General features: G+C 28.0%; 10 protein-coding genes. 1 reads left to right on the top strand and 9 read right to left on the bottom strand.

The window, feature by feature from the left end; translation table 11 throughout:
• Positions 1–508: 508 nt before the first annotated feature.
• The 7 genes from B3J31_RS13895 to B3J31_RS13865 form a co-directional block, all read right to left on the bottom strand.
• Positions 509–976: a tRNA (cytidine(34)-2'-O)-methyltransferase gene (locus tag B3J31_RS13895; protein ID WP_346867668.1), complete on the bottom strand. Its 468-nt coding sequence runs from the start codon at positions 974–976 to the stop codon at positions 509–511.
• 105 nt (positions 977–1,081) lie between these two features.
• Positions 1,082–1,903, bottom strand: a complete 822-nt coding sequence (locus tag B3J31_RS13890; protein ID WP_150844066.1) for a Cof-type HAD-IIB family hydrolase — start codon at positions 1,901–1,903, stop codon at positions 1,082–1,084.
• On the bottom strand, positions 1,903–4,050 hold the full coding sequence (locus B3J31_RS13885; RefSeq protein WP_346867669.1) for a transglutaminase-like domain-containing protein: 2,148 nt from the start codon (positions 4,048–4,050) through the stop codon (positions 1,903–1,905). The genes B3J31_RS13890 and B3J31_RS13885 overlap by 1 nt, the downstream gene beginning before the upstream one ends.
• Before the next feature lie 262 nt (positions 4,051–4,312).
• Complete coding sequence (locus tag B3J31_RS13880) at positions 4,313–5,482, bottom strand: DUF58 domain-containing protein (RefSeq protein WP_346867670.1); 1,170 nt, start codon at positions 5,480–5,482, stop codon at positions 4,313–4,315.
• Positions 5,469–6,425, bottom strand: coding sequence for a MoxR family ATPase (locus tag B3J31_RS13875; protein WP_346867671.1), 957 nt, complete (start codon positions 6,423–6,425; stop codon positions 5,469–5,471). Before B3J31_RS13875 ends, B3J31_RS13880 begins: the two co-directional genes overlap by 14 nt.
• Positions 6,426–6,562: 137 nt before the next feature.
• A complete protein-coding gene (locus tag B3J31_RS13870) occupies positions 6,563–7,912 on the bottom strand; it encodes a VanW family protein (protein ID WP_346867672.1) in 1,350 nt (449 codons plus the stop codon).
• 140 nt (positions 7,913–8,052) lie between these two features.
• Entirely contained in the window at positions 8,053–9,315 is a 1,263-nt protein-coding gene (locus B3J31_RS13865) for a magnesium transporter MgtE N-terminal domain-containing protein (protein WP_346867673.1), read from the bottom strand.
• A gap of 487 nt (positions 9,316–9,802) precedes the next feature.
• Here B3J31_RS13865 and B3J31_RS13860 point away from each other — a divergent pair, with 487 nt between their 5' ends.
• On the top strand, positions 9,803–11,734 hold the full coding sequence (locus B3J31_RS13860; protein ID WP_346867674.1) for a YgiQ family radical SAM protein: 1,932 nt from the start codon (positions 9,803–9,805) through the stop codon (positions 11,732–11,734).
• An 81-nt stretch (positions 11,735–11,815) separates the two neighbouring features.
• Here B3J31_RS13860 and B3J31_RS13855 read toward each other — a convergent pair whose 3' ends face one another.
• Together B3J31_RS13855 and B3J31_RS13850 are read right to left on the bottom strand one after the other, a co-directional pair.
• Positions 11,816–12,202, bottom strand: a complete 387-nt coding sequence (locus tag B3J31_RS13855; protein WP_346874146.1) for a hypothetical protein — start codon at positions 12,200–12,202, stop codon at positions 11,816–11,818.
• 341 nt (positions 12,203–12,543) lie between these two features.
• A partial coding sequence (locus B3J31_RS13850; protein ID WP_346874145.1) for a YegS/Rv2252/BmrU family lipid kinase occupies positions 12,544–13,446 on the bottom strand: 903 nt, incomplete at its 5' end.

Raw genomic sequence — 13,446 nt, 5'->3', positions numbered from 1 at the left:
ATTATTATTTTCTTTACTTTCTATCTTTAATATTAGTATATAATATATTTGTCTAATATTCTACATATTTTTATTGTTTTGTTATTTGATTTTTCTATAGTTTCTATAAAGTTTTTTTAATTAAAATATTCTGTTAATTTTATATGCCATTATATCCTATATATATATCCTTTATTAATATGGATAAACTCATTGCATACCAACCCTTAACGCATACTCATATACCTATTTTTTTATTTTTAGAAAAAATTTTAAAATAAGTTTACCTATGATATATTCAAATGCCTAAGCGTATAAACGTAAAAACACATTGATATTTTTTTAACTTTTTTAAATATGGTTATTATTTTTCTGTAAATTAATTTTTGTACTTTATTGTTATTATAGAATATTTAAACCACCCAACGTACAATAAATTTATTTGTATATTATAATTTAAAATATAAACTTTTATTCTGTTTATAATAACATGAAAGGATATGACCTTAAATCATATCCTTTTAATATACTACTTCATATTTTTAAATCCTATTTGTCTCAATCCCTCATAAGCAATTATAGCAACTGTGTTAGAAAGGTTAAGAGATCTAGTTGTAGTATCTACCATAGGCACCTTTATAAGATTTTCTTTATTTTCTTCTCTTATATAATCAGGTAATCCTTTAGATTCTCTACCAAATACTAAAAAATCTCCTTCTTTAAAATTGGGTTCATTATAATATTTAGTTCCTTTAGTAGTACAAAAATAAAATGTTCCACTCTTATATTTTCCCCTTAAAGCTTCATAACTTTCATGAATTTCTAACTCTAACTGTGGCCAATAGTCAAGTCCAGCCCTTCTTACTGCTTTTTCATCCAAGCTAAATCCTAAAGGTTTTATTAAATGCAGCTTACAGTTAGTAAGTACACAAGTTCTACCTATATTCCCAGTATTTTGAGGAATTTCTGGTTGAAATAATACTATGTTTAAGTTCACTATTACGTCCTCCTAAAAATAAGCCTGTTCAGGCTTGATAAAGATATAATACTTCATTTCTATTTCTATGTAAAGTTTATAACTTTAAAAACTTTGTTTATCATTCTATTTTAATATAAACTCTTCAATGACATGAGCAACTCCATCATCTTCATTACTAAGAGTCACATAATCTGCTTGTTTCTTTACAACTTCTTCAGCATTTCCCATAGCTACACCTACCCCAGCAAATTTAATCATAGAAATGTCGTTTTCGTTGTCTCCCATACAAATTACTTCCTCTCTATGAATTCCATAATACTGGCATATTTTCTTTACTGCTTCTCCCTTGGATGTCCCCTTTTTCATAATCTCAAAGCTACTCTCCATAGAACTTACTACTTCAAAGCTTTTTAGATTTAAAAATTCTTCCTTTGCAGCTATAACTCTCTCTTTATCCTCATGTACTACCATAACCTTAATCAAATTTTCATTTTCTTCAAATAATTTTTCCCATTCACTTATAATTCTTATGGTTACCTGTCTATTTTTAGGTAAGGTTGCATTTGCTTTACTATATATCAATGCTGAATGTTTTATCTCTTCTGTATATATTGTGTCAGTACTATAAAATTGAGGCATAATATCATACTTTTCTAATAATTTTAAAATGACTCTACATTCTTCTTTATTTAGATACTCTTCATATATAGCTTTATCTAAATCTTTTTCTCTAATATAAGCTCCATTTGAAGCTATAATAGGAGTTTTCACCCCTATTATATCCCCATAATAATTGGCTGACACAAATATTCTTCCTGTGGCAACTACAAATTTAACTCCTTTATTATGAGCTTCATTGATTGCATTTAAATTTCTTTCAGATATTTTCTTTTTACTATTTAATAATGTGCCATCCATATCAACACAAATTAATTTATATTTCATTAGTCCCTCCATAGATTAAATACAAAATACTTATTAATAATGTATTTATACCATTTTTCTCTTTCCTTAATATAATTCTCAATATACATGAAATATTCTTTTTTTTCAAAGGTACTTGATAATATTTCTCCATAAAACTCATCATAGACCAAATTTACAATATCTCTTAATCTATTTTGTAGATCTCTATCCCTTATAGAATCTACAAATTCTAGATCTCCACTACTTTTACTTTTTACTATGCCTTGAGTTCTTAGTCTTTTTAAATAATAATTATATAAAGGTATCATGCTTTTATTATTAACAATTCTCATCTTATTAATCTCATACAGTCCAGCAAATATAGCTATCATTACAGCTAATGCTCCTGTAGTTACATATATTCCTATATATCTATTAAATTTATCATCTTCCCCCATTTCGCTTTCCTCTTCATTAAATCCTGGCTTATTTTTATTAATTTTATTATTATTGGATTCATTATTGGGATTACTTTCTGTTGCTGTATTTTCTAATTCAATTTCTTCTTGAGCTTCTTCATGTTCAGTAGGAGTTGGTGCTGAGTCTACTATGGCCCATTGATTCCTATAAGGGTTTATAAGTATTTCTGCCCATGCATGAGCGTCAGCGTTAGTTACCTTATAGCTACCATCTTCTCCTTTATCATCTGACATCTTAAATCCTTCTACATATCTAGCTGGAACACCTGCAATTCTACACATCATTACTGTTGCAGACGCAAAATAAGTGCAATATCCTTTCTTATCTAACAGTATAAAATTGCTCACAAAATCGTTATATTCATCATTATCTCCAACATTAGTAACATACTTATAATTTTTCATCAAATAACTTCTTATAGCTAAAGCTTTGTCGTGAGTGGTTAGCTCCTCCACAGTCTTTTCTTTTGCTTTTGCTTCACCAATTAATATATCATCAACTATTTTATATACTTCATCATTAATAGGAGCATCAAGCTGAAGATAATTCATGTAATGTAGCATAAAGTTATTTAAAAAGGAACTTTCTTTATTTACATACTCCATACCTTTAGATGTATCTATTGATGACATTAAATTCTCTCTATAAGAATAATCATCAACTCCAAACTCCCTTTGAGGCATTATATAATTTTCATTCAATGGAGTTTTTTTATACATAGAATTTTGAATTCCTTCAAGATAATTATCAAAATCACCATAAGATATATAACTAACCTTGTAGGGTTCTGTTATCTCCACATCACTCATAAATACAGGAATTAGATCCACAAACAAATCCTTACTATCATTAATAATTTTATTACTATTATTAGGGGTAAAATAAGAAGTAGTTTTAAAGTTTTTTCCTGGAATTATAGTTATTGTTTTTTCTTGAGCCTGAAAACTTTCATCTTTTGTTGGTTGTATAAGTTTATACATGGGCATATTGGAAGCTTCACTAATCTCAACCCTTCTCATTACTTTATCTTCAGATTTTATCCATGATCTTCCTGTATAATAATCCATAGCCTTTCCTCTTAAATAAAAAGGCTTATCTGATATTACTTTAAACACCTCTCTACGATTTAATGCTATTGATCCTCCTAAAATTGTAGATGAGTCACTATACCCACTTTGTTTCATTGAAAAGCTTCCCTTCAAAGCTTCTAAAGAAGGATCTTTTTCCTTTTCTTTTTTTCTTGCAAATTCATTTCTAAAAAAAGTAGTAACACTGTCTACAGTTTTCCCTTTGTATTCTTGTGGAAGCATAAATACTAATCCAGGAATTAGTAAAGCAAGTATTAGTATTAACGTAATCATGTATGTTATATTAATATCTATTTTAACTTCTCTTCCTCTATATTCCCTGCATCTTTTAATATATTCTCCTGTTCCTAATGTTATAATAACAGCTGCTAAAAAATAAGGAATGTTAGGAATAACATTTTTATAGAATATTTGATACCAGAAAATCACAAAAACACCTATGGAAAAAAACAAAGGAGTATATATGAATTTCTGAGTTATAGATATAAGCACAGCTATAAGTAAAGGAATTCCTATTGAGAATATATGAATAAACTCCTCAAAGTTAATATTTTTAGCTTTAAGGGCTGCATTATTTATATTTTTTAAATTAAGTGATATCACTTCAATTTCCTTCAATACAAATATTCCAGATGTTTTATAAATAATTATCCCTAATAAAATAAAAATAATAATAAAAAAGATTATTTTTTTTCTTATACTATTAAGTACTTTAGAAAAAAACAGGTAAATTAGTATACCCATGGCAAATAGTAGAATTAAAAACACAAAATTTAGTTCCTCTATTTTAAAACAATCTACTATAAGCTTTATTACTAATGTAAAATTTATAATAACTAAAAAAGATTTTAATATTTTTTCTTCAATCGCTCTCATGGCATCACCTTATTTCTTCTATGCTATAACAATTTATACCTTTATTTAACATATGTGAAATAGCATCATCACTAACCTTAGGTATTTTATCTAAATAAAATAATGTAACTTCATATCCCTCTGTAGATAAATTTACAAAGTAATCTATATTTTCTTTACTCATATCATAGGTTACTATGACAACAGCACTTTTCTTATTCACATTATACATAAACTTCTTCATAAAAAGAGGCAACTTACCTCTTCCCTCACTGTACTTACTTACCATATGAGTTTTTAACCCTTCTAAATGCTCCTTATTGCTAATATTAAAAACTTCAGTATTTTCTCCTATAATTATAGCTTGTGAATTAGCACTTTTCTCCTGCATATATTTTATTAGAGATAAGAAAAACTCTACAAGTTCTTCCTCTCTTACTCCATCCTTATCCATACTAAAAGGATCTTTTCTTAAGTCTAAAAACACATGTATACGAGGACTTTCACTACTTTCATATTCCTTTACAAATAATTTTCCATGTTTTGCAGTAACCTTCCAGTTTACCCTTCTATAACTATCTCCAATTCTATATTCTCTAATATTTTTAATAGTTTCTAAGCTTTCCGGTCCTTTGTTTAGCTCCTGCATTATTGTTTTAGTATTAAACTCTCTTAAATTAGCGCCTTTAATTTTAATGCTCTTCAAAGGGTATATACTAGGATATACCTTTATAGTTTCTTTATGGCTATAAGAATTTTTCCAAGTAAAAACTCCAAATATATCACTAACTATACTCGTTGTGCTCCCTAACTTATAGTCACCTCTAATTGGTATTTTTATATCTTTTTTTATGAATTTATTACCATTTATTTTTATAGAAATAATATCTCCTCTATATTTATTCATAATTCTTTTTAAAAGAGAATTTTCAATTTCCATATATGAAATTGGAAATATTGAATCATTGTATACCTTTATAATAATATTATTATTTTCACCAGCAATTATTTCCTTTTTATTACTAACTACATCAATATTTAAATTTTTACTTACAAAATAAATATATATACTTGTAATGATCAACACTAAGATAAGGCAATAAAAAATAGAATAGGGTAAATTTCCTCCTGAAAACAGAGCAAAAATACAAGATAGAATAGTTAATATAAAATAGGACTTTTTAATCTTCAACATATACTCTCACCTTTGGAGCTATTACCACATTTAAAATTTCTTCTAAAACATTTTCAGCCTTTATTCCCCTGGCAATGGAGCCATTGGTTAATATTATCCTATGCGAAAGAACTAACTTGACATTTTCTTTAACATCTTCTGGTATTACATAATTTCTATTCTTTATTAAGGCTGTAGCCTGTGCAACCCTAAGTAATGCTAATGAAGCTCTCGTACTTCCACCTAATACAATCTCTTTATGATTTCTTGTGGCATCAATAATATTTACTATATACTTGTTAATCTCATCATTAACCTTTATCTCTTTAACCTGTTTTTGAATATTTATTATATCCTCTTTTGAAGCCACTGGCATTAATTCATCTAATGGATTTTCCTGTCTATACAAATTTAAAATATAAGCTTCATCCATCTTGCTTGGATAACCAAGATGTACTTTTATCATAAATCTATCCAGTTGAGCCTCTGGTAAAGAAAAAGTTCCCTCATATTCGATAGGATTTTCTGTAGCCATTATAAAAAATGGCTTCTCTACCTCATAGGTTATTCCTCCTTCTGAAACTTGCATTTCTTCCATGACTTCTAATAGTGCAGACTGTGTTTTTGGTGATGTTCTATTAATCTCATCTGCTAACACTATATTTGAAAATATAGGTCCCTTATTAAAAGTAAATTTCCCTGTACCAGCATTGTAAATTGAGATACCAGTAATATCTGACGGAAGTAAGTCAGGTGTAAATTGAATTCTACTATATGTTAAGTTCAAACTTTCTTTTATGGCTTTTATCAAAGTTGTCTTTCCAACTCCTGGTACATCTTCTATTAAAATATGACCTCCTGAAATCATACCTTTCATGATATCATAAATCTCCTTTTGTTTTCCAACTATAACTTTTTCTATATTAGTAACAATATTTTCAATAAGTTCTACATTGTTTCTCATTTTAATCCTCCCAATTTTGTCCATTATTTTATTCTTACTATTTCGGTAACATCACCAAAAAAACCTTTTAATTTTTTGAATTTTTTAAAAATTTTACCCAGATATAGACATTCTATGCATATATCTGGGTAATAACTTTAATCTTTTCCTATTCTAACAACACTATTTTTACTAGCATATATACTTTCACCAACTAAAATTTTTTCTACTATTTCACCATTTTCATATCTAATTCTATAGGTATTTACTATATACCCACTTACACCACTTTTTTCTATCACTATTTTGCCCTCTTCTAAGCTATAATCATAAATAATTTCTTCTTTAGGCTTTATTTCCTTTGTAATTTCACTTCTTATTTCATAGTGGGGATCCCGTTCTTCTTCATTAGAAAATATATTAAAAGTTATTTCTTTGTTTTTTACAATAACTTCAAGTAAAATAGGATAGCTATAATTATTTTTAAACTTAAAATCTGAAGCTCCATAAGCTATCATGGCATCCTGTCCCATGGGTACATATGATATTATCTTACTGTGATTTTTTCTTTCTGTTATATATAAATTACTTTTTAGTACGGCATTATATAAAGTTGAAGAAACTTGACACACCCCTCCTCCAATTTCATCTATAAAAGCTCCATTTTTAATTACCTTTGCATATTCAAAACCTTTTCCTGGTGTGGTTGCTCCTACAACCTTATTGAAACTAAACTCATCTCCTGGCATAATTATGGTATTATCTATATACTTAGCTGCCATTTCAATATTCCTACACCTTCCAAAACTAGAATTTGTAAAACTAGTTGTATAGGATGCTATCTTAGTATTTATACTTTTTAAGTCATCTTCCATAATCTTAGGAAACACCTTATTAAAATCCGCATTTACAATAATATCACCATCATCAACACTATTATCTATAGCTTCTATAATACTTTTATTTAATGCATCTCCATTTATCTTTCTACCTATTTCATGAGGAGTTATAAGAAATCCACTCCAATCATGGTCTACTGTTGCATTTACTGGTGACTTATTTTGTTCTTTTTCTATAAACTTTAAAAACTTGTTAAAACTATCATCCTTTAGACTTGTTTCCGTATAAAACTCCCTGTCTATACCCTTCTTAATATTTTTATATTTACCTATAAAACCACCTTCCTTTCCCCAAAGTAATGCCATATCAACAATCTCTTCTACATTCTCACTAACACCTAGCTCACTAAAAGATATTTCATAACTCTTTTCATCAATTTGAACTTTTACATTTCTATTTACATTTATATTTGTTATATCTTTATCTACTTTAAAAATAGCTTCTTCTTTGCTTAAAAGTGAAACATCTATTTTATTAATACTAATTCCTTTATATATAAGATTTTCATGATTTCTAATAATAATTTGTACCTTTATTAGTATGAAAGAACTAACAATAAATAATATTGTTAGTAATAGGAAAGTTATTCTCATAAACTTTTTTTTCAAACCATTCACCTCCATATATAAAATATATGAGTCTAAGTAAGTCATTATAATATGTAGTTATAAATTTTCAAAAATAGGCACTTAGATTAAATCCTTAATCCAAGTGCCTATTAAAGTTATTTAAGATATATTATATTGTACTATGACATTCTTTTTATTCTTCGCTTCCAGCTTGGAGACAAAATTTCATCTATAATATCTCCCATCACCGCAATGCCACATAGCCTATCATCTTCATCCACAACGGGTACAGAGTATAAGTCATACTTTACAGCTATAGCTATAGCAACATCAATTTCATCTGTATCCACCACTTTAAATGGTTGTGTATTCATCATTGACTTTAGTTTAGCATCTGAATCAGATATCACTAAATCAATTAGAGGAACAGTTCCTTGTAGCCTTTCTTCTTTGTCAACAATATATATATAATGAGCTATTTCTTCATCTGGTCTAAGCTCTTTTAGTATATTAATAGTTTCTTTTACGGTTATATCTATGTTGAAGGATATAAAATCAGTGTTCATTATATTACCAACTACTTCATCCTCATATTTCATAAGATCTCTAATTTCATTTTCATCATCATCATCTAAATTCACTAATACACGATTGGTAGTTTCTTCGTCCATATCATCTAACATATTAGCAATTTCATCATTGGGCATAATATCCAGTATTTCCCTCGCCTTATCTTCACTCAAATTTTTTAAAATATCCTTTACCATATCATGGTCAACTTCTTCTAAGGTATCTGAAGCTAAATCTATATCTAATCCATCTATGACTTTAACTCTGTCTTCTAATGATAAATCTTCAAGAATTTTAGCAATATCAGCTGGATGTAACTTACTTAACTTATTGTATGGAGTTGTTAACTTTAAAGAAGAATCTACCATCTCTAAAGATTGAACACTCTCCCAACTTATTAGATTTTCTTTTGGTTCTTTATTAAACAGAGCATATACATGCTTTATTGGATTCTCAATTCTCATTTTTCTAGCAATTGCTAAAGTACCTGACTCTACTCCAATCACAGTTAAATAGCCATTTCTTTTAACCATTTTCAAATCAACAACTCTAACTATTTTTTTACCATTTACATCTACTATATCTTTATCTAATAAATGTTGAGATAAAAGATATGAATATTTCCTTGGAATTATATCTTTAACTTGTACAACCTTTATAATGAATTTACCATTTTCTTTATACACATCAATATTTCTAAATTCAAAGTTTTCAATTTCTCTTCCATTTTTAATCTTGTATCCAATAGCCCTTGGATATCCATAATCTGTAGTTACATAAATATCTTCTAGCTTTCCTATACAATAATTTAATTCATCATAAACCCATCTGTTTAAAATACTACTTAGATAAAATTCTGATAGTCTATCCATGTTATTCCTCCTTCAATAGAGGAATATGTATATAAGTGTCTATAACTTAATAAACAGTACTCCTCTATTTCTATTCGATTTATAAATGTCATCACAGTCCTTACACAACAAAGGCCCACCGTCCATTAATTTCTCACCACCTAATTAAATATATTTATATTACTTATTATAGTCTACATATTTAATTTTGTAACTATATTATTCAAATTTGGTTGAATTTCTTCATATTTATGTAATATCATGACTTTTCTCTATTTTTATTCAATTTACTATATTATTCTAAGTAAATCTAACTTTTACATAAAATTTTCCTATAATAGTCCTATTCATATTTGTCTCTTATTATGATAATATAGTTTAATGTACAAATTAGTGCGAGAAAGGAGGTATCTTATTATAAACTTGCTGATATTATTGAAATTAATATTGTTATTAGTATTCTCTTTAAGAATTTAATTACTCGAAGTAAGTTTATATAAGAAAACCTATGAAAAGTAATACACAATTTTTACCTATTTCTAGAGAAGATATGAAAAAAAATCATATTTCTCAACTTGATTTTATAATAATAACTGGAGATGCATATATAGATCATCCATCCTTCGGAACTGCGATAATTGGAAGACTTTTGGAAAGCGAAGGTTTTTCTGTGGGAATTATAGCTCAACCTAGTTGGGACTCTTGTGAAGACTTTAAAAAACTTGGTGAACCTAAATATGGATTTCTTATAAACTCCGGAAATATAGATTCTATGGTAAACCACTATACTGTTGCTAAAAAGAAAAGACATGATGATCTTTATTCTCCTGGTGGTAAGGGTGGTTATAGACCAAATAGAGCTGTTATAGTGTATTCAAACAGAGCTAGAGAAGCATATAAAAATACACCTATAATTATTGGTGGTATAGAAGCTAGTCTTAGAAGATTTGCCCACTATGACTATTGGGATGATAAAATTAGAAAAAGTATAATTCTTGATTCCAAGGCCGATCTTTTAATATATGGTATGGGTGAAAACCCTATAGTTGAAATCGCCAATTTGTTAAGATATGGAAAACCAATTAATCATATTACTTCAGTTAGAGGAACTTCCTATGTGAGCAATAAATTAGATAAACTTAAAGACTATATATTGTTGCCTTCATTTGACGAAATTATTTCTGATAAAAAAGCTTATGCTAACAGCTATTTTCTTTCTTCTAGAGAACAAGACTCCGTATGGGGTAAGCCATTAGTAGAGCCTTATGGTGATAGATTTGTAGTTCAGAATCCACCTCAGAAACCTTTAAGTACTAAGGAAATGGATAGGGTTTATAATTTACCTTATACTAGAACTTATCATCCTATTTATGAAGAAGCTGGTGGTATACCCGCTCTTAAAGAAGTTAAGTTTTCTATAACTAGTCATAGAGGTTGTTATGGAAGTTGTTCCTTTTGTGCTCTAACTTACCATCAAGGTAGAGTTATTCAAAATAGGAGTCAAGATTCTATAGTATCGGAAGCTAAACTTTTAACGGAGGATAAAGACTTTAAAGGATATATACATGATATTGGTGGTCCAACAGCTAATTTTAGACAGAGGGCTTGCAAAAAACAAATAGAACATGGAGTTTGTAAGGATAGGCAGTGTATGTTTCCTACACCTTGTAAAAACTTAATAGTAGATCATACTGAATATTTAAGTCTTCTAAAAAAAGTTAGAACCTTACCTAAGGTAAAAAAAGTTTTTATTCGTTCTGGTATCAGATATGATTACCTAATATACGATAAAAATCCAAAATTTTTTAATGAACTCTGTGAATACCATATAAGTGGTCAACTAAAAGTAGCTCCTGAACATATAAGTGATAAAGTACTTTGTGAAATGGGTAAACCATCTAAAGAGGTTTATGAAAGGTTTATAACAAAATATCATGCCATTAATAAAAAATTAGGAAAGAAACAGTTTGTGGTACCATATCTTATGTCTAGTCATCCTGGTAGTGATTTAAATGCTGCCATAGAGCTAGGACAATATATAAAATCCATGGGACATATGCCAGAGCAAGTTCAAGACTTTTATCCTACACCAGGTAGCTTATCAACTACCATATATTATACTGGTATAAATCCTTTTACTAATAAAAAAGTTTATGTAACCAAATGTCAAAAGGAAAAAAATATGCAAAGAGCTCTTTTACAATTTGGGAACCCCGAAAATCACAATCTAGTTAAGTCAGCTCTAATTAGTTGTCATAGAGAAGATTTAATAGGTAACGGTAAGAATTGTCTAATTCCAACTAATCCTATTATAAAAAGAAAGTCTTCTCAAACTCCTAACAATAAGGAAAAAAGTAATGTAAAGAACACTAATTTAAAAAAATCATCTAAAAATACTACCCCAAATAAAAGAGCTAAGAAGGCTTCTTATAGAAAATAATTTATTAACATTCATCTAACAGATAAAGGCTATTTAAGATTTAAATTGAACATAAATCTCAAATAGCCTTTTATTTTATATCTATCTTATGCCTTCCACTATTCTCTGTTTAAAAGTTCTAATACTTCCATAAAGTACCACCATCCATGATAAATCACCGATTAGCAAATAACCTATATTTTCACTGCTTTGTAATGTTATTGCAGTGGTTCCTACAAATACTAGAGAAGCTATACCAATTAATGCTGTACCCCACTTTACACTATGCTTATACCTAAAGCTTTTTATCCCCATAAAAAACGATAATCCATTAATACACAATAATATTTTATATGGTAACAGATTACTTAGAATAACATTATATCCATAGGATAATGATATATAATACTCCATAGGAACTTTAAACATACATATCAAATAAATAACTATGCCTATAATAAAAATTCCATAAAACCATTTTATATCCATCCTTGTATTTCTATAAAAAACATATAAACAAGTATATATAATTATAGGAATATATATAATGTTTAAAAACACTAAATTCTTCATTAAGTATACACTTTTCATGTTATCTGCTAGAAGAAGCACTAGTAAGCTAATTATTCTTAATATAATTAGGATAAAGGATATGGTAAGTACTTCTTTTATTTTAACAGGGCAATACCTTATGCTTGAGGTTATAGACTCATAACTCAAAAATATCATGGCTAAAATTAAAAACAAATATATATAAATATTCAAAATCCACACTCCAAAATAATAATTATATTTATATATATTACTTTTTTATATGTTTTATGAAAACATTACTCCTCTTTGTATCCTATTATTTTAATAGACCTACGTTCACAGGTGATATCAAGTGGAAAATCAGGTCCTTTTTCTCCATCAATATCTGTAGCTATATTCTCATCACAATCTATGGTTAGCTCTTTACATTTGAAATAAAGTATTCCATCCATATCAGCAACTTGACCTTTTTTCATCATAATAATTAAATTATTAAAAGCATTTTTCAAAATTTCCTTTTTTATAACAACCACATCTAATAATCCATCATCTGCTTCTGAGTAATCTGCAAATTTAATATTTCCTGCTGTTTGACCATTAAATACTAGTATAGTATATATTTTACCTTCAAAATTTACTACTGGAGAAGTAATCTTAACATCTATTTTTTTTAGATTTTTAACCTCTTCTGCAGCTTTTACATAATAAGCTAGCTTTCCCATTGTGTTTTTAAGACTATTATCAGTTTTTTGAGATATATCTGTAAACAGTCCTGCACTAGCTACATTTACAAAGTATTTATCATTTATTCTACCAAGATCAAAACGCTTGACTTTACCATCTAAAATTTGCTTACAAGCAGCAGATATATCATTAGGCACTCCTAAGTATTTAGCAAAATCGTTAGCTGTACCCACTGGTAAAAAACCTACAGGAATATCTACGTTATTTTGCTTCATCTTATTTATTACTGAATCAATAGTCCCATCTCCTCCTGCTATCAGTATATACTTATAGCTTTCATCTATTTCAATGAGCGCATCTCTAATATCAGCATCATTACTAATTCTAAAAGGTTCTATAGTATATCCATACTGTTGATGAATTTTGATTACCTTATCTATGTTGTTTATTATTGAATTTTCTCCCGAGTAAGGATTATAAATAAATTTAACTCTTTTCATAATTATATCCATTCC

The organism is Clostridium sp. UBA5988, assembly GCF_002435615.1.
Taxonomy (GTDB): Bacteria; Bacillota; Clostridia; order Clostridiales; family Clostridiaceae; genus Clostridium_J; species Clostridium_J sulfidigenes.
The sequence above is the reverse complement of the archived record's forward strand: the minus strand, read 5'-3'. Positions and strand labels throughout refer to the sequence as shown.